Origin of the sequence: Streptomyces thermolilacinus SPC6 (assembly GCF_000478605.2) — a bacterium.
GTDB lineage: Bacteria > Actinomycetota > Actinomycetes > Streptomycetales > Streptomycetaceae > Streptomyces > Streptomyces thermolilacinus.
Genome location: NZ_ASHX02000001.1, coordinates 6,312,200 through 6,329,212, shown reverse-complemented (window position 1 = coordinate 6,329,212; position 17,013 = coordinate 6,312,200). Strand labels below are relative to the sequence as shown.

The following is a 17,013-nucleotide window of genomic DNA, read 5'->3' as shown; positions in this document are numbered from 1 at the left end:
GTTCGGCGGGCGGACCTCCCCCTTCCATGCCGCGGGCATGGTCCGGCGCCGCCTATTGCCGCATAATGGTCCAGACCTTTCCTTTGTTTCTTATGTAGCAAAGCACATATCTACGCGCATCGCCGCGCGATCAGTCACACACTCCCACGCCAGCCTCTTGCGGGAGCGTCGGCGCGTCTGCCAGATTCGCCCCAGCCGCACATGGCATGCACGCGACAGCTCACCCAGCCGTCGCGCGCCCCCGCCGCTGCATATCTATGCAGTGACGTCCTCATGAAGGACGCTTCCACCCCCACACAAGGGAGACCACCGTGCGAATAGGCAGACTGCTCCCCGCGCTCGCCGCGACGGCGATGGCCGTCTTAGGGCTCGCCCCCACCGCGATGGCGCAGACGGCGCCCACTCCGGTGACGGCGACTCAGACGGCGGCGGCCACCGACGGGGCCACGCCCACCGCCGTCCAGCCCATCATCGGCGGCGGCTACGCCTCCAACGCCCCCTGGGCGGCCCGGCTGTTCTCCAACGGCCGGCAGACCTGCACCGCCACGATCATCGCCCCGACCTGGATCCTGACCGCCAAGCACTGTGTGACCGGCGGCGGCCTGTCCTTCCGGATCGGCAGCCTCGACCAGAGCAGCGGCGGGACCGTGGCCAACGGCGCGGGGACCTACAACCACGCCTCGTCGGACCTCTCCCTGGTCCGGCTCGACCGCTCCGTGTCGGCGACGTACGCGCGCCTCGGCCAGCCCGGCTCGGTGTCGGTGGGCCAGACCGTGCAGGTGTACGGCTGGGGCGCGACCTCCCAGTGCGGCTCCGAGGCCAACTGCCAGTCGCGGTACCTGAAGGTCGCCGACGTCATCGTGAGCGGCGGCTGCCGTGACGCCTACAACGGCTCCGCGATCTGCGCCCGCCGTGGCACCGGCATCACCGCCGGCGGCGACTCGGGCGGCCCGATGATGGCCAACGGCGTCCAGGTCGGTGTCGCCTCGACCAGCGACCGCCAGACCACCACGGCGTACACGAACGTCACCGCGTACCGCTCCTGGATCCAGAGCATCGCGGGCGTGTGACCACCCCTCCCCCGCCGCCCGTCGAGGACGCGGCGAGGGAGGCCGCCGGGGCCGCTCAGGGACGGGCGGCCCCGGCGTCGTCGCATCCCCCGGTGCTCCCGGCCGTCGTGTCGTATGGCTTGCCGTACGGCCTGGCCCGGACGCGGTCGGGCGCGAGGTGCAGCTCGTACGGCAGACAGCAGTCGGAGCAGAGGGTCGCGACGCGGGTGCCGCAGCCGCACACCTGGTTCAGCCCGCCGTCCGGGGTCGCCCCGCAGCAGGCCGGGGAGGCGTGCCGCAGCTCCAGGCCCCGCACGTCGTCCGGGTTGACGACGATGGTGCCGCGCGGGCCCGCCGACACGAGCGGCCGCCCCTCCCGGTCATGGCGGGTGCCATGGCGCGGGTGGACGGGTCCGGGCGCTTCGGCCACGACCAGGGGCGGGCCGTACGGCTCCGTCTCGATGGCGTAGCGGCCGCTCGGCACGGTCGCGGGCGACGGGCCCATCTCCTCGGCCTCCCACCACGGGTGGTACGGCGGATCGGGCACCCGGGGCAGCCGCCGCAGCGGACCGGTCAACACCGCGCCGCAGGTGCCACACAGGAACACCTCCGCCTCCGGTGTGGAAGGTCCGGCGGCCGCCGGAGGCGCGGCGGGCTCGGTACGGCGGGTCGGTTCCGGCATGCGGGCCACGGTACGCGCTGGACGTGCGCGGGTGCGTAACGAGGTTGCCGGTGCGGCCCGGTGGGGCGTAACGTGCCCGGCGTGACGAGCCCCGAGTCCGACAGAGCCGAGCCGCCGGTCGTCCGGCGGCGGATCGTGTGCTGAGCGGCAGCCTTCCCGGCTGACCGCCCGATCCCGCTTCTGCGGCGACCGGATACGCGTGCCGTGCGTCCGGTCCCTTTCGGCCTCCCCCCGTCTCGGGTGTGATGGGCCTGCCGACCGGTGCGCGGATTCCTCCGCCCGTTCGCCTCGTCACCGGAGTCGGCTCCATGCCCCTCTTCCTCCACGTCCTCGGCCTTGCCGTGTTCGCGCAGGGAACGTCCGAGTTCATGCTGTCCGGTCTCGTGCCGGGCATCGCCCGCGATCTGAGCGTCCCGGTGGGCGCCGCGGCGAGTCTCACGTCCGCGTACGCCGTCGGCATGATGGCGGGCGCGCCGGTGATGGCCGCGCTCGCCGCCCGCTGGCCCCGGCGGCGCGCCCTGGCCGGTTTCCTGGCCGCGTTCGTCGTCGTGCACGTCGTCGGCGCGGTCACGACGGACTTCGCCGTACTGTTCGCCAGCCGCGTCGTCGCGGCCGTCGTCAACGCGGGCTTCCTCGCCGTCGCGATGAGCGTGGCCTCCGCCCTGGTGGTGCCGGAGAAGCGGGCGCGGGCGACCGCCGTCCTGCTGTCCGGGGTCACCCTCGCGTGTGTCGCCGGGGTGCCCGCGGGCGCGTGGCTCGGGCACTGGTCCGGGTGGCGCGCGGCCTTCTGGGCGGTCGCCGCGCTGTGCCTGCCCGCGCTGGCGTTCGTGTTCCGGTCGGCCCCGGCCGACGCGGCGGACCGCCCGGCGATCTCGGTTCGGCGGGAGGTGCGGACCCTGCGGGCGCGCCCGGTGCGGGTGGCGCTCGCGCTGGCTGCCGCCGTCAACGGGGCGACGTTCGCGACGTTCGCGTACCTGGCCGTCCTCGCCACGGACGTCGCCGGTCTGCCCGAGGGGGCGGTGCCGGGGCTGCTCGCCGCGTTCGGCGCGGGCGCGTTCGCCGGGGTGACCATGGCCGGGCGGATCGCGGACGGGCGGCTCGGGCGGGGCGTGGTCGCGGCGCTGTGGGTGCTGCCCGCCGGGTGGGCGCTGCTGGCGGTGACGAGCACGGGGTCCGGGGTGCTGTTCGTGGCGGTGGCGGTGGTGCTGGGCGCGTTGTCGTTCGGCATCGGTACGACGCTGGTCAACCGGGTCATGTACGTCGCGTCGGGGGCGCCCGCGCTGGGCGGGTCGTTCGCGACGGTGGCGCTGAACACCGGTGCGTTCCTGGGACCGTTGCTGGCGGGCGCCGCGACCGGGGTGACGGGCGACTACCGGGACGCCGCGTGGGTGAGCGCGGCCGCCGCAGCGGTGGCGGTCGGCGTGGTGGCCCTCACTCGGTCCGGCGCCGCCCTCGACCGGGCGGGGACGGAGGCGCCGTAGGGGCGTCGGAGTCGTAGTAGTACGGCGCCCCTGTCGTGGGCCGGTCCTCGCGGGGGCGGGTCCTCGCGGGGGCGGGGCGGCCTCGCGGGGGCGGGGCGGCCTCGCCGGGGCTCAGTCCTCGCCGGGGGTGAAGGGGGCCGGGCCGCCACCCCCGCCCATGAGGTGGCGCTCCAGCCAGTCGGCCGCGGTACGGCGGAACAGGCGCCTGTTGTCGGCCCGTTGGAAGTCGTGGCCCTCGTCGCGCAGGGTCAGCAGCTCGGCGGCGATCCCCCGGTCCCTGGCCGCCCGTACGAACTGCTCGGACTCGCCCGGCGGCACGTTCGTGTCGTACTCCCCGTGCACCGCCAGGACCGGCACGCGCAGGGCGTCCACCCGGTGCAGCGGCGAAAGCGCCCGCAGCAGGTCGCGGTCCCGCTCCGGGTGGCCGTACTTGTGCGCGGCCGACTCGGCGATCCACGGCTCCGTACCGGCGAAGAACGACTGGAAGTCCGACATGCCGCACACGGCGACGCCCGTGCGGAACAGCTCCGGGTGCCACACGAGGGACGCCATCACGAGGTAACCGCCGTACGAGCGGCCCATCACCGCCAGCCGCGACGGGTCCGCCGGTCCGGCGAACACGGCGTGCGCGGCGCAGTCGGCGACGTCCTGGATGGCGGCGAACCGGCCCGTGCCCAGGTCGGCGTCCACGAACGACCTGCCGTGCCCCGACGAGCCCCGCACGTCGGGTGCGAACACGTCGAAGCCCCGGCCGAGCAGCTCGTGGTACAGCGGTTCCAGCACGGGGCGCTCCTGCTCCTCGGGGCCGCCGTGCAGGTGGATGACGCAGGGCGCCGGCCGGGTGGGGCCCCGGCCGGGCGCGCGGTAGTACCAGCCGCTGAGCGGCGTGCCGTCCCGGGCGGTGAACCGGTGGAGGACCGGCCGGGTGGGGCGGCGGCCCGGCGGTACGGCGTCCTCGTCGCGCGACGACCACGGCGTCATGTACGGGGTACCGGTGCCGGTCAGCCACCAGATGCCGGGACGCCGCTGCGACCCGCTCAGGGCGAGCGCCGCCCCGCCCGGCCCGGCGGGCGCGACCCTGGTGGCTACCTCGTGCGGCAGCGGCACGTCCCGGCCCGCCTCCACGACGGGCGCGGCGGTCTCGACGCCGGCCGTCGTGGAGGCGGGATCGTCGGGCACGTCTCGTACGTCCGGGGCGTCGGCCACCTCGCGTACGTCCGGGGCGTCGGGCGTCTCCTGGGCGTACGCGTCCCCGGGTGCGTCCCGCGCGCCGGGGGCGTCCGGGGCCGACCCGGCCGGGAGGGGGCGGAACTCCAGCTCGCTCACCCCGCCGTCGTTCCACGCCAGGAACGCGCCCCGCCCCTCGTGGCCGACCGCCAGGAGCTCCAGGTCCACCCCGTCCCGCTCGACGGCGACCGACAGGCGGGTGATCGTCCCGTCGGGCGCCAGGTCCGCGCCCAGCAGGGCGGCGAACTCCCGCTCGGCGTCGCTGCGGAGCCACAGGCGGCGCCCGTCCGGCGAGAAGGCGCCGATCCACGGGTCGCCGTCGGCGACCGGTACGGCGGCGACCGCCGCGAGGTCGGCCAGCCGTACCACGACGGCCTCCCGGCGGTTGCGGGGCCCGCGCCGCAGGAGGGCGAGCCGCCCGTCGCGGCTGACGTCGCAGACCCGGAGCGTGGCGGCCGTCTGCTCGACGGCGACCAGCACGGGCGCGGCCACCGTGTCAGGGTCGATCAGGTACGCGGCGAGCCCGCTGCCCGCCCGTACCGTCGACGCGTCCGGCAACGGGACGGAAGGCCCCGTGTGCCGGTCGGCGAAGGCACCGGAGGCACCAGGGGTCCCGAAGGCCCAGGTGGCCCCGAACGCCCCGGCGGGCGCGGCCGCCCCAGCGGTACCGGCCGCACCGGGAGCATTGCCCGAGGCGCCATCCGCACCGGCAGCCCCGGCTCCCCCAGCAGTCCCTGTGCCCCCGGCCGCTCCTTCCCCGAAGGTCCGCACCGCCGGGTCCAGGTCGCCCCGGTGGGCGCCGCCCAGCAGTACGGCACGGCCGTCGCGTTCGCTCCAGCCGGGAGGCATCCCGGCCGTGTACGGCTCGCCCGGCTCCCCCGGTTCGGCGGCCTCCCCCGGCAGGACCAGGCCCGGGGCCGCGGGAGCCGGACCGGCCGTGGCGGGTGCGGCGACGGTGACCGCGACGGCGGACCCGTCGTGGAGCCAGCAGCCCAGGTAGGCGGAGGTGCCCGGTTCGGCGCCCGCGAGGACGCGACGGCCGGTGCCGTCGGGCCGTACGCACAGCACCCGCGAGTGCTCGCCGCCGCCCGGCCGGGTCGTGTACGCGATCCACCGGCCGTCCGGCGACCACGCCACCTCCGACACGGGGTCGGGGCCCGCGTCGAGCAGGTGCGCCTCGCCGCCGTCCACCGGCCCCGTCCACAGCTGCGGCACACCGCCGCGGTCGCAGATGAACGCCACCCGCGCCCCGTAGGGGTCCACCGAGGGATACCAGCAGCCGTGCGCCGTGAGCCGGACGGGCTCGTCGCGGGCGCCCTCGGCCGGGGCCAGGGGGACGGCCGAGGGCGCCGCGACCGGCGACGCCTCCTGACCGTCCCGCCGGAAACCGGTCCCGGGAGAACCGGTCCCGGGCGCATCGGCCGGGCGCGGCCCCGCCGACCCGGGTCCCGTGGCCGATCGCCCCGGCGCCGACGGCCCCGTCGTCCCAGGGTCCGTGGCCGCGGGCCCCGCCGTGTCCGGGGCCGTCAGCGAATGCCGTGCTTCTGCAGCCATAGCTCCAGCAACGCTACCTGCCACAGGCCGTTCGCCCCTCGCCTCGTACGGTGCTCGTCGGGTGCCGCGAGGAGCCGCGCCACGTACTCCTCCCGGAAGATGCCGCGCGCCTTCGCCTCGGGGGCGTCGAGCGCGTCGCGCACCCGGTCCAGGACGGGACCCGCCATGTGCTTGATCGCGGGGACGGGGAAGTACCCCTTGGGCCGGTCCACGACCTCGGCGGGCAGCAGCTTCCGCCCGGCTTCCTTGAGGACGCCCTTGCCGCCGTGGGCGAGCTTCAGCTCGGGCGGGCACGCGGCGGCCAGCTCCACCAGCTCGTGGTCGAGGAACGGCACGCGGGCCTCCAGGCCCCAGTCCATGGTCATGTTGTCCACGCGCTTGACCGGGTCGTCCACGAGCATGACGTGGGTGTCCAGGCGCAGGGCCGCGTCGAGGGCGGTCTCGGCGCCGGGCGCCGCCATGTGCTCCCGCACGAACCGGTCCGACACATCCTCGCCGGGCAGCATGTGGGGCTGCACGATCCGGGCCAGGTCGGCGTGCGTACGGTCGAAGTACGCCTCCGCGTACGCGTCCGCGGCGCGCTCCCGGTCGGGCACCGCGAGCTTCGGGTACCAGTGGTATCCGGCGAAGACCTCGTCGGCGCCCTGCCCGCTCTGCACCACCTTGACGTGCTCGGCGACCTTCTGCGACAGCAGGTGGAAGGCGATCACGTCATGACTGACCATGGGCTCGGCCATCGCCGCGACGGCCGAGTCCAGCGCGTCGGACACCTCCGTGGACGGCACCATCAGTTCGTGGTGGTCGGTGGCGAACTGCTCGGCCATGAGCCGGGAGTAGCGGAACTCGTCGCCCTCCTCGCCGCCGCCCGACTCGAAGCCGACGCTGAACGTGGCCAGGTCCCGCTGCCCCTCCTCGGCGAGGAGCGCGACGATCAGGCTGGAGTCGAGGCCGCCGGAGAGGAGCACGCCCACGGGCACGTCGGCGACCATGCGGCGCCGGACGGCGACGCGCAGCGCCTCCAGCACGGCGTCCCGCCACTCGTCGGGGCTCATGCCGTGGTGCTCGGGGCGCCGGGTGTACGAGGGCTGCCAGTAGCGGTGGTCGCGGTGGGTGCCGTCCGGCTCGATGACGCGGACGGTCGCCGGGGGCAGCTTGGTGACGCCGCGCAGGATGGTGCGGGGCGCGGCGACGGTCGCGTGCCACGTCAGGTACTGGTGGAGGGCGACCGGGTCGATGGAGGTGTCCACGTCGCCGGCCGCGAGGAGCGCGGGCAGCGATGAGGCGAACCGGAGCCGGCCGGGGGCGGCGGCCAGGTAGAGGGGCTTGATGCCGAGGCGGTCACGGCCGAGGACCAGCTGCCCGGTGCGGTGGTCGTTGAGCGCGAACGCGAACATCCCGTAGAAACGGTCGACGCACGCGGTGCCCCACTGGAGGTACGCCTTGATCAGCACCTCCGTGTCCGAGGTGGACACGAAGCGGTGACCGAGGCGTCGCAGCTCCTGCCGCAGCTCCCGGTAGTTGTAGAGGCAGCCGTTGAATACGCCGGTCACGGTGGCGCTGTCGGCCGTGCCGCCACCGTCGGTCATGGGCTGGGCGCCCCGCTCGGACAGGTCGATGATCTTCAGCCGCCGGTGGCCCAGGGCGACGGGGCCCCGGCTCCACAGGCCCTCGCCGTCGGGGCCGCGCGGTGCCAGCCGGTCGTTCATGCGCCGGACCGCGTCGGTGTCCGGGCGTCCGCCGTCGAACCGTATCTCGCCGCTCAGACCGCACATCGCGTGTCACCTCCCGCGCGGAGCGCCTCTTCTTCCTCGTCGCCGCGCGGCCGGGTGGCCGGGGCATCCGCATGGCGGGCGCGTGTGGTGTCGCCGCACATGGGGTTCCTCCTTCGTGATGTCTGTCCGGTGGGGGACGGCCCTGGTCCCGGGCAGGGCGGCGCGGGCCGTCGGATGGGATGCCGGCGGGTCAGCCCCCGATGGGCTCCACCCGGTCACGGCGCACGCTCTGCCCGCCCGCCTCCACAGCGGCGGCGGGGGCCGCGCCGACGCGTCCGGCGGGGCCGCGCGTCAGGGCGATCAGCTCGTCCACGCTGGCCAGCAGGTCCTCGCGGGCGGCGATGCGGCGCAGCCGGTGCGCGGCGCTGCCCTCGGCGAGGGCCTTCTCGGTGAGTTCCCGTACGGTCTCCCAGTCGCCGCACGCCTCCAGCTCGGGGCGCAGCCGCGCCAGCATCGTCCTCACGACGCGGGCCGCGGGGGCGGGGCGCCGGGACACCGGGTCGATGAGGTCGCCCTCCAGGCCGGAGCGGGCCGCTCGCCAGGTCGCCGCGCGCAGCCACTCGTGCCGTCCGTCGCAGCGCGGGGAGCCGCCCGCGGCGATGCGGGCGGTGGCACGCATCACCAGGGCGCGGAAGACGGCCGCGATGAGCACGACGGTCTCGGCGCTCGGCGATGAGTCGCAGACGCGCAGCTCCAGCGTGGGCTGGTGGTCGGACGGCCGGAGGTCGTAGTAGATCATCCCCGGGTCGGTGACGACACCGGACGCGATCAGCTCGTTCACGGCGGAGTCGTACGCGGCGGAGTCGGGGAAGCACCCGGCCGGTCCGGCGGTGGGCCAGCGCTGCCACAGCATGGTGCGCCAGCTCGCGTAGCCGGTGTCCGCGCCCGCCCAGAAGGGCGAGCTGGCGGAGAGCGCCAGCAGGACGGGCGCCCAGGGCGAGATCATGCACATCATCCGGACCGCCGTGTCGCGGTCGGGTACGTCCACGTGGACGTGGGTTCCGCAGATGAGCTGCTCGTCGGCGATCTGCCGGTACTCCGACACCATGTGCCGGTAGCGGCGGTCCGGCGTCACCCGGCCGGCGCTCCGGTCGGTGAACGGCACGGTGCCCGCCGCGACGACCGCGAGCCCGTTGCCAGCGGCGCTGCCGCCGAGCCGGGCGCGGGACCGGGTCAGGTCGGCCCAGAGAGCGTCCATCGTCGTGTGGACGTCGCTGTTCGACTCGACGATCGACTGCAGCAGCTCGGTGGTGTAGCGGCCCTTGGGCAGGCCCTGGAGTACGTCTCCGGCCCGGGGCACCAGCATCCCGGTCTCCACCTCGAGGACATGGAACTCCTCTTCCACTCCGACAGCCAGTGTCACCGTCACTCCTCAGGCCAGTGCGCGGCTTCGACCGCGCTCGCACTACACCGAATGCCCGGAAGATCCGGCAACACGCCTGACCCATTTCATTCCACTTCCCGGAATGCAGATTCCGCGCGTGGCCCGCGAGGTCGGGCGACGGGTGCCCGCCGTGCCTCAGCCGCGCCCGGCCTTCCCGGCGGCGGCCATCAGGTCGGGGTGCAGCGTGCGGGCGGCGCCGACAGTTCCACGCCCAGAAGCCGGCCCTCGGCGTCGAAGTCGAGCACCGCCGCGGTGCCGTCACCGGCGGGAACCTGCCGGACGGCCTCCCCCGGTTCGATCCGCTCCACCAGCTGGATGTACGCCATGTCCGCCTCGGCGTCGTAGGTGACCCGCACCGCCGTTCCCCTCTCATCGGTCCTCGTCGTCGCTCGTCGTCGGTCCGGTCGAGGGACCACGGGCGGCGGGTGGCCGGGCGGATGCGGTGCCCGGCTGTCGGCGGCACGCGCCCTCTGTCCCGCCGGTCCGCCGCGCGCCACACTGGCCGTGTGCGCGTGGTGATGATGACGGCGGGGTCGCGTGGCGACGTGGCGCCGTACACGGGTCTGGCAGCCGGTCTCGTACGGGGCGGGCACGAGGTGACGCTCGCGGCGCACGCCGTGTTCGAGCCGCTGGTGGCCGGTTCCGGTGTGCGGTTCCATGGGCTGCCGGTCGATCCGCGGGCGGAGCTGCGCTCCGAGGGCGGGCGGCGCCTGCACGACAGCCGTACCGGGGCGGGCAAGCTCGTGCGGCTGGTGTCGCTGGCACGAACGGCGGCCGACGACATGACGGCGTCCCTGGTGGAGGTGTCCCGGCACGGTGAGGTGCTGCTGGTCGGCGGCGCGCTGGAGCCCCTCGGGTACGCCATCGCCGAGGGCCTGGCGCTGCCCAGCATGGGCCTGCACCTCCAGCCGATCCGGCCGACGCGGGAGTTCCCGGCACCGGTCCTCGGGGCGCGCACGGCCGGCCCCGTGGGCAACCGGCTGAGCGGGCTGGCTGTGGCCTTCGCCGTCGGCCGGGTGTCCGCCGGTCCCGTACGGGCCCTGCGGCGGCGGTACGGGCTGCGGGTGACCGGCGCGGCGGCGGCGCACCGGGCGCGGGAGCGCGGTGGGTGGCCCGTTCTGCACGGCTTCAGCGAGCGGGTGGTGCCCCGGCCCCGCGACTGGCCTGCCGGGCTGGATCTGACCGGGTACTGGTGGCCGCACGAGACGGAGCGGCGGCTGCCCGACGACGTGGAGGCGTTCCTGGCGGCCGGGCCCGCGCCGGTGTTCGTCGGGCTGGGCAGCGCCACCGTGCCGGACCCCGACCGGGTCAGCCGCCGGATCGTGCGGGCGCTGCGGGCGGCCGGGCTGCGGGGGATCGTCCAGCGCGGCTGGGCGGGCCTCGCGGCGACGGGCGACGACGTGCTGACCATCGGCGAGGTGCCGCACTCGCTGCTGTTCCCCCGGATGGCGGCCGTCGTCCACCACGCCGGGGCGGGCACCACCGGGGCCGTCCTGCGGGCGGGCGTGCCGAGCGTGCCGGTGCCCGTGCAGTTCGACGCGGCGTTCTGGGCGGCGCGGCTGGTCGCGCTCGGTGCCGCACCGGAGGCCGTACCGCTGCGGCGCCTGACGGCCGGGACACTGACCGGCGCCCTGCGGCGCGCGACGGACGACGGCTCCTACGCCGCGCGGGCCCGCGCCCTGGCCGCCGGGCTGGCCGAGGAGGACGGCGTCGCGCCCGTACTGGCGGCCCTGTCCCGTCTCCCCCGCTGAGCCCCCGCGCGGCCGGGCCCGGGTGTGACCGGGCGCTGCCGGGGCGGGCGGGACCTCGGCGGTACGGGCGGTGCGGGCGCCCCCGGGCGGGCACCTGGTCGTCAACGGCGCCGTGCCGGTGCGCTGTTGCCCGTGCCGTCACCCGGCCCCGGGCCCGCCCGACCGGCGCCGGGTGGCGTGGCGGGGCTGCCGGGCGCTGAACGACGGTCCGTCACATCCTGTCCGGGCGGGCCGCGCCCGCTGCCGGGAGCCCGGTCGGCGGGGCGGTCCGCGTCCGGCAGTACGTGTCGCGGACGGCGCGGTAGCCGGGAACGCGGACGGTGCCCAGCAGTCGCGCCCAACGCGCCGCGTTCGTCTCGATCCTCCGCACGACGCGGTCGCGGGCCTGCGCGCCGGTGGCACCCGCGAGTTGCCGGGCGTGCTCCCACGCCTGCTCGCGCGCCACATGCGGAACAGCTGACCGGCGGTGTGCCCCGCGATGGGGTTCCAGCGGTCGTCCGCGAGGGAGACGAGCGGGTCGTAGCGGCGGGCCACGTCCCGGACGGCGGGCCCGTAGGCGTCGTCCAGGACCCTCTGGAAGCGGTCGTAGTCCGCCTTGCGGGGCCCGCCGTCGGGGCGGGTGAGGCCCAGCGCGGCGATCACCTAGGGCAGGTCCCGCTGGATGTGCGCGTTCGCCCCGAGGAGCACGTCCTGACCCGCGTTGACGTCGGCGGTGCGGGCCGCGTCGAACGCCGCGCGCCACGCCTGCGGAACGGGACGGCCGGCGCGGTCGGCCTCGCAGGCGTCGAGGTACAGGTTGAGGAAGCCGGTGTTCAGTTGGCCCGCGAGCCACGACGGCTCCTCGAAGGGCGCGCCGCCGGTGACGGCCCTCTCCAGGGACCGCTGGAGGTGGGCGTAGATCGCCGGGAAGGGTGCTCGGTGGTCGCAGCGCAGTTCGTCCCGTACCGCTTCCAGGGCGCGGCGCGCGTCCTGTACGCAGCCGAGGACCGGCCCCTCACAGGTCAGGTGCCCGGCCCGGGGGGGGTCGCGGCACGCCGACGGAGGCGGAGGCCGGGGTGGCGCCGGTCAGGGTGAGGACGGCGGCCGTCGCGACGGCGGTGAGCGTGCGGATTCCGCGTGGCGTGCGGCCATGGGCAGTCTCCTGGTCTCCCGGGTGGTCTCGCTGCTGGAACGAGACGGGAGATGGAGCGGTTACGGCCGCGGGTCCACGCGGAACGGTCCCTGCCGGGCGGGGAACTGAACGGACCTCAGCGAAGGGGGCCGGGACCGTCGGGCGGACGGCCGGTCAGGGGCCCGCGGTGTCACGGTGCGACCGGTGCCCGGCAGCGTCGTCGGCCCGCCGTCCGGCGGGGCTGTCCGCGCGGCCCGCCGGTCCGCCGTCGGGGGGTTCCACGGGTCCGCCGGGGTGGACGCCGGGGCGGCCCGCCGGGTGGGCGAGGGGGGTGGGGGAAAGGTTGGAGCTCTCCTCGCCCGCCTCCAGGAGGGTGTCGGCGGCGCCCACGATGAGGGGGTCGGGTTCGCCGAGGACCGCCTCGTCCTTCCGGTCGTAGGGGAAGCGCCACAGCAGGCTGCGCATGGCTTCCAGGCGGCCGCGCCGCTTGTCGTTGCTCTTGACGACCGTCCACGGGGCGTGCGGGGTGTCGGTGGCGCGGAACATCTCGACCTTCGCGGCCGTGTAGTCGTCCCACCGGTCCAGCGACTCGAGGTCCACGGGCGACAGCTTCCACTGCCGCACGGGGTCCACCTGGCGGATGGCGAACCGGGTCCGCTGCTCGGCGCGGGAGACGGAGAACCAGAACTTTACGAGGAGGATGCCGTCCTCGACGAGCATCCGTTCGAAGACGGGGCACTGCCTCAGGAAGAGGTCGTACTGCTCCTGCGTGCAGAAGCCCATGACGCGTTCGACACCGGCCCGGTTGTACCAGGAGCGGTCGAAGAAGACGATCTCACCGGCGGCCGGGAGATGCGCCACGTACCGCTGGAAATACCACTGGGTGGATTCCTTCTCGGAGGGTTTGTCCAGGGCGACGACGCGGGCGCCGCGGGGGTTGAGCCGCTCCATGAACCGCTGGATGGTGCCGCCCTTGCCCGCCGCGTCGCGTCCCTCGCAGATGACGACCAGCCGCTGCCCGGTCTCCTTGACCCACCGCTGGAGCTTCAGCATCTCGATCTGGAGGACGCGCTTGCGCCGCTCGTACTCGCCGCGGCGGATCTTCGCGTCGTACGGGTAGTTCTCCCGCCAGGTCTCGATGGCCTCTCCGGCCCCGTCGAGCAGGATGGGCTGCTCCGGCCTGCTGCTGTCGACGGTCAGCCCGTCCAGCAGCCCGTCCGGCCGGTCCTGGTCTTCCTCGCTGTCGTTCACACTCCCCACCTTCCCCGGATCTCCGCCGACTCGCCCAGCGAACATGCCGGTGTCCGGGCCGGTGCCCCCGAGCGGTGCCACGGCGGCGATGCCGAACGGTGAGTGCCGTGGAGGGCCGCGCTGGCCCTCCCCTGGAGTCCTGCGTGCCGCGCCCGCGGGCGGCGGCGACGGTGGCTAGTGGGCGCCCTGGGGACGGTAGTGCTGGCCGCCCGCCGGGGGCTGCGGGGCCACGGCGATCAGCCGCCCGAGGTCCCGCTGTATGCGTTCCGCCTCGCCGCGCACCACCTGCGGGACGTCACCTCTTTCCGCGACAAGTCGGCTGTAGATCGGGGTCTCCTGGAACACAAGCTGACTCTGCTTTCTGTAACACTTCTGCTGCTGCCGCGGACGGGCCTGTCCATGGCATGTCTCCCGGAAGCTTAGAGGGAAGCGGTGACAGCGGGTCACGGAACGAGAGGTAACGCACACCTCCGTGCCCGGGCGGCTTTGGGCATCCCGTACGAACCCGTCCGTCATCGGTCAGGCCTGGCGGAGGTCCTCCCGCGGCGGCCCGCCGGTGCCGACGGGCAGGCCGAGCACGCCTCGCACCGCCCGCTCCGCGAGCTCCACGTCGTACGGGGCGCGGCCTGCCAGCTGGCTCACCAGGCCCTCCAGGGCGCCGAGGAACGCGAGGGCCGTGTCGTGCGGCGGCGGCCCGGGCGCGAGGGCTCCGGTGCGGCGGCCCGCGGTGACGCGCCGCGCGACATCGGCGGTGAGCCCGTCCACGACCTCGGCGACCGCCCTGCCGACCGGATGGTCCCGCCCCGCGAACTCGACGCCCAGCACCCTGATGACTCCCGCCACGTCGCGGCGGCAGTAGACGGCGTGGCCGCGCGCCATCAGCAGCAGGGCCTCCACGGGGTCGGGCTCCGCGTCGGCCTGGTCGCCGACCTCCGCCGTCCATGTCTCGCCCACCCACCGCACCACGGCGAGCGCCAGCTCCTCCTTGCCCGCGAACTGGTGGTACAGCGCTCCGCGCGTGTACCCGGCCTCCGCGGCGACGCGTTCGAGAGCCAGATTGGCGTACCCGTGCCGCGACAGCCCTCGCGCCGCCGCCTCCAGCAGCGCGTTCCTGCTGCGGGCCCGCCGGTGGGCCTGAGTCGGGCGGCCCGCCGTCACCTCGGCCACCTCAACCTACATACATGCATGCACGTATGTTAGCTTGCGCGGGACGGCGCCTCCAGGGCGCCTCCTCGAAGGGAGAGGGCCATGAGCGGCTCGACGGGAGGGGTGCGCGGCCAGGGCGGTTCCGCGCTGCCGGTGCGGCAGCGGGCCGGGATACCGGAGGCGGTCCGCGCGGCGTGCGGCATGCCCGGCCCCGACTACGTGGACGTCTTCACGCTCACGGTCGCCGGGGCCCGGGACACGCCGCCCGAGCGGTGGGCGCGTACGGCGTTCGAGGAGGTGGCGGGCCGGGGCGGGCAGTTCATCTGGCGCGGGCTACTGGGCCTGCGCCTCCAGCGGCGGCCGTCGCCCGGCCATGTCGCGGGCTGGCGGATCGGCGGGCTCGGCGAGGACTGGGTCCGGCTGGAGGCCGAGTCGTGGATGCTGACGGGGAACCTGGTCCTCCATCTGACCGACGGCGAGGCGACCTTGGTCACGGCCCTCCGCTACGACCGGCCGTTCGCGCGGGCCGTCTGGCCTCCGCTGGCAGCCGTCCACCGCCGCCTCGCCCCCGGCCTCCTGCGGGACACGTACGCGGCCCTGTAGCCGTTCAGCCGAGTTCCGCGCTCGGCGTGCGGCGCCAGTCCCAGTGCGGGAACCGGGCGAGCAGGCCGAGGAACTCGCCCGTGTCCAGGACGTCGTGGTGGTTCGTGTCGAGGAGCCCGTCCACTCCGGGCAGCACCTCGGTGAGGAGCGCGCGGGCCGCGTCCATCGACTGGCACGCCGCGTACACCGCGTACGGTTCGCCGATCCGGGCGGCGACCTCGTCCAGCTCGTCGGTCTCGTAGTCGGCGAGTATCCCGCCCGAGAGGTCCAGGTGGTAGGAGCAGCCCTGCCAGTGAAGCCGCTCGTCCCCCGTCGCGGGGTCCGGCACGACGCCCAGGGAGCGGATGCGCGTCTCGAACGGGCGGCGCCGCCCCATGGGCACGAAAATGATCACGGACGGCCAGGACACGGCTCACCTCCGCCGATGACGCTATCCGAGGGCGCGGCGGCGGCGCCGTGGCTTTTCGCGGGCGGCTCTACGGCCGGGCGGGCAGGGCCGCGGCCAGGGCGGTGAGGAAGGCGCGGCGGTCGTGGGTGGCGATGGACAGGGCCTGGCCGCCGCGTGTGGCGATGACGACGACGGCCATGCCCATGGGGGCGCCCCAGCCGCCGCCGACGAGGCGGGGCGCGCCCCGGTCCGCCGCGCGCAGACCCGGGACGGGCGCGTCGATCGTCCGAGCGGACGTCACGACGCGAGCCGCCATGGTGGGCTCGGGCTCGCCGAGTGCGGCATGGACGGAGGCCGGGTCCAGGTCGGCGAGGGCCAGCCGCTCACGGCCGACGCGCAGCACGCCCCGGGCGGGGTCGATGGCGATGCGGTGGTAGACGGCCTTCGAGATCGGTACGGCGACACAGGGCAGGAGCACCAGGAGGAAGGAGGCGGAGACGATCAGCCACAGGCCGGTGTCCTCGGGGACGGCGTCGATGCCCAGCTTCACGACCAGGGCGAGGTAGACGCCGACGCAGACGAGGGTCCAGGTCTTCGGGAGTCGTTCTCGGTACACGTGACGCCTTCCGGGGTCGACGGGACGGGTATGGCCGCGCGGGGCACGGACCCGACCCTATGCGGGCCCCGTACGGCGCCGCGCCGGGGCCTCACGCCGGTACCGGACCGCCCGCCCCCGGTCCCCTCCCCTTCCCGATCCCGCCCCGGTCCGGGACGGGACCTGGGCCCGCCCTACTGTGGGGCCATGGGGGATGACATGGACTTCCGGGTCGGTGACGTGCTGTCGGTCGCCTGCCCGTTCACCGCGACCCGGGTGACGAGGCTGGAGCGGGATCACGTCTCGCTGGAGTGGCCGTGGTGGGGGCGGGACCCGGACAGCGAGTCGTTCCACTGGAACGGGATCGTGGCCATCGGTGTGGCGACGGACGCCGACGAGTGGACGCAGCCGGAACTGTTCCGCACCGACCCTCCGCCGGAACACCTGGCTTCCGGCGACGCGTGCCGTGTGGGTGTGCCGCCGACGGTGGCGCACGTGACCGCCGTGGACCGCTTCGACCCGCCGCTGGAGACGGGTTGGCTGCCGCGCCCCCGCCTCGCCGTCGCGGTACTCCCCCGAGGCCGCTCCGTGCGCGAGTTTCCCGACGGCGGCCACCTCAACGGCACGGGGTACGAACTCCACCCGGGCGACGGCATTCCGTTCACCTTCGAGCTGCTGTTCCGGCCGTACGCGTTCCTGGAGCCGGGCGACGAGGTGGCCGACGCGGCGGGCCGGGCCTGGCGGTTCGACGGCCCCTGGGACTGGTACGCCTTCGACGGCGGCACCGCTGCCGCCGCACCCGAGTGGCCGCTCGCGCTGCTGACCCGCGGTGGCGCGCCGTGCGCCCCGGAACCGGCCGGGGAGGTCGCCGCCGCCACGGTGCCGGGCTCGCACGCCGGGACGCTCGCGGAGTGGACCCGCCGCACCGACGCCGCCCCCACCCGCGCCGGGAGGGCCGTTCCGCTCCTGCGGTGAGCCCTCCCGCCGTCAGGGCGGGCCATCGGTGACGGCGGCCGGGG

At 75.3% G+C, this 17,013-nt stretch carries 17 protein-coding genes; 5 read left to right on the top strand and 12 right to left on the bottom strand.

The genetic code is table 11. The annotated features are described in order from the left end of the window. Positions 1-311: 311 nt before the first annotated feature. Positions 312-1,070: a S1 family peptidase gene (locus J116_RS27480; protein ID WP_028964603.1), complete on the top strand. Its 759-nt coding sequence runs from the start codon at positions 312-314 to the stop codon at positions 1,068-1,070. Positions 1,071-1,125: 55 nt separating this feature from the next. Here J116_RS27480 and J116_RS27475 read toward each other — a convergent pair whose 3' ends face one another. After that, positions 1,126-1,731, bottom strand: coding sequence for a hypothetical protein (locus tag J116_RS27475; protein ID WP_051203640.1), 606 nt, complete (start codon positions 1,729-1,731; stop codon positions 1,126-1,128). A gap of 308 nt (positions 1,732-2,039) precedes the next feature. Between J116_RS27475 and J116_RS27470 the strand changes: the two genes are divergently transcribed. After that, entirely contained in the window at positions 2,040-3,212 is a 1,173-nt protein-coding gene (locus J116_RS27470) for a Cmx/CmrA family chloramphenicol efflux MFS transporter (protein ID WP_023590300.1), read from the top strand. Positions 3,213-3,323: 111 nt separating this feature from the next. Here J116_RS27470 and J116_RS28930 read toward each other — a convergent pair whose 3' ends face one another. The 4 genes from J116_RS28930 to J116_RS27450 form a co-directional block, all read right to left on the bottom strand. After that, on the bottom strand, positions 3,324-5,993 hold the full coding sequence (locus J116_RS28930) for a prolyl oligopeptidase family serine peptidase (RefSeq protein WP_023590299.1): 2,670 nt from the start codon (positions 5,991-5,993) through the stop codon (positions 3,324-3,326). Further along, positions 5,966-7,765 carry an N-acetylglutaminylglutamine amidotransferase gene (locus J116_RS27460; protein WP_023590298.1) on the bottom strand — a complete coding sequence of 600 codons (1,800 nt, stop codon included), beginning with the start codon at positions 7,763-7,765 and terminating at the stop codon, positions 5,966-5,968. The genes J116_RS28930 and J116_RS27460 overlap by 28 nt, the downstream gene beginning before the upstream one ends. A 190-nt stretch (positions 7,766-7,955) precedes the next feature. Next, positions 7,956-9,128: a carboxylate-amine ligase gene (locus J116_RS27455; protein ID WP_023590297.1), complete on the bottom strand. Its 1,173-nt coding sequence runs from the start codon at positions 9,126-9,128 to the stop codon at positions 7,956-7,958. Between the two features lie 188 nt (positions 9,129-9,316). Then, on the bottom strand, positions 9,317-9,505 hold the full coding sequence (locus J116_RS27450; protein WP_023590296.1) for a DUF2283 domain-containing protein: 189 nt from the start codon (positions 9,503-9,505) through the stop codon (positions 9,317-9,319). Positions 9,506-9,655: 150 nt separating this feature from the next. On the opposite strand from J116_RS27450, the gene J116_RS27445 reads away from it, so the two are divergent. Next, on the top strand, positions 9,656-10,900 hold the full coding sequence (locus J116_RS27445; RefSeq protein ID WP_028964602.1) for a glycosyltransferase: 1,245 nt from the start codon (positions 9,656-9,658) through the stop codon (positions 10,898-10,900). A 211-nt stretch (positions 10,901-11,111) separates the two neighbouring features. Here the strand turns inward: J116_RS27445 and J116_RS27440 are convergent, their stop codons facing one another. From J116_RS27440 to J116_RS27425, 5 genes are all read right to left on the bottom strand, one after another. Continuing rightward, on the bottom strand, positions 11,112-11,345 hold the full coding sequence (locus tag J116_RS27440) for a hypothetical protein (RefSeq protein ID WP_023590294.1): 234 nt from the start codon (positions 11,343-11,345) through the stop codon (positions 11,112-11,114). A 197-nt stretch (positions 11,346-11,542) separates the two neighbouring features. Beyond that, a complete protein-coding gene (locus J116_RS31555) occupies positions 11,543-11,905 on the bottom strand; it encodes a DUF5995 family protein (protein ID WP_394331513.1) in 363 nt (120 codons plus the stop codon). A gap of 280 nt (positions 11,906-12,185) precedes the next feature. Beyond that, positions 12,186-13,262, bottom strand: coding sequence for a polyphosphate kinase 2 (gene ppk2 / locus J116_RS27430; RefSeq protein ID WP_023590292.1), 1,077 nt, complete (start codon positions 13,260-13,262; stop codon positions 12,186-12,188). A 174-nt stretch (positions 13,263-13,436) separates the two neighbouring features. Continuing rightward, on the bottom strand, positions 13,437-13,607 hold the full coding sequence (locus J116_RS30220; protein ID WP_023590291.1) for a hypothetical protein: 171 nt from the start codon (positions 13,605-13,607) through the stop codon (positions 13,437-13,439). A 174-nt stretch (positions 13,608-13,781) separates the two neighbouring features. Then, positions 13,782-14,429: a TetR/AcrR family transcriptional regulator gene (locus tag J116_RS27425; RefSeq protein ID WP_023590290.1), complete on the bottom strand. Its 648-nt coding sequence runs from the start codon at positions 14,427-14,429 to the stop codon at positions 13,782-13,784. Positions 14,430-14,510: 81 nt separating this feature from the next. Between J116_RS27425 and J116_RS27420 the strand changes: the two genes are divergently transcribed. Then, entirely contained in the window at positions 14,511-15,011 is a 501-nt protein-coding gene (locus tag J116_RS27420; protein WP_023590289.1) for a hypothetical protein, read from the top strand. 4 nt (positions 15,012-15,015) lie between these two features. Here J116_RS27420 and J116_RS27415 read toward each other — a convergent pair whose 3' ends face one another. Beyond that, positions 15,016-15,420 carry a hypothetical protein gene (locus tag J116_RS27415; protein WP_023590288.1) on the bottom strand — a complete coding sequence of 135 codons (405 nt, stop codon included), beginning with the start codon at positions 15,418-15,420 and terminating at the stop codon, positions 15,016-15,018. A gap of 67 nt (positions 15,421-15,487) precedes the next feature. Beyond that, entirely contained in the window at positions 15,488-16,015 is a 528-nt protein-coding gene (locus J116_RS27410; RefSeq protein ID WP_023590287.1) for a hypothetical protein, read from the bottom strand. A gap of 186 nt (positions 16,016-16,201) precedes the next feature. Here J116_RS27410 and J116_RS27405 point away from each other — a divergent pair, with 186 nt between their 5' ends. Further along, the gene (locus J116_RS27405; protein WP_028964600.1) at positions 16,202-16,969 is read left to right on the top strand and encodes a hypothetical protein; all 768 of its coding nucleotides are present in this window, start codon (positions 16,202-16,204) and stop codon (positions 16,967-16,969) included. Positions 16,970-17,013: the final 44 nt, after the last annotated feature.

Bases quoted from the DNA above. Each gene is read 5' to 3' on its own strand.
- J116_RS28930 (WP_023590299.1), bottom strand. From the start codon at position 5,993: ATGGCTGCAGAAGCACGGCATTCGCTGACGGCCCCGGACACGGCGGGG.
- J116_RS27405 (WP_028964600.1), top strand. From the start codon at position 16,202: ATGGGGGATGACATGGACTTCCGGGTCGGTGACGTGCTGTCGGTCGCC.
- J116_RS27475 (WP_051203640.1), bottom strand. From the start codon at position 1,731: ATGCCGGAACCGACCCGCCGTACCGAGCCCGCCGCGCCTCCGGCGGCC.
- J116_RS27420 (WP_023590289.1), top strand. From the start codon at position 14,511: ATGAGCGGCTCGACGGGAGGGGTGCGCGGCCAGGGCGGTTCCGCGCTG.
- J116_RS27460 (WP_023590298.1), bottom strand. From the start codon at position 7,765: ATGTGCGGTCTGAGCGGCGAGATACGGTTCGACGGCGGACGCCCGGAC.
- J116_RS27470 (WP_023590300.1), top strand. From the start codon at position 2,040: ATGCCCCTCTTCCTCCACGTCCTCGGCCTTGCCGTGTTCGCGCAGGGA.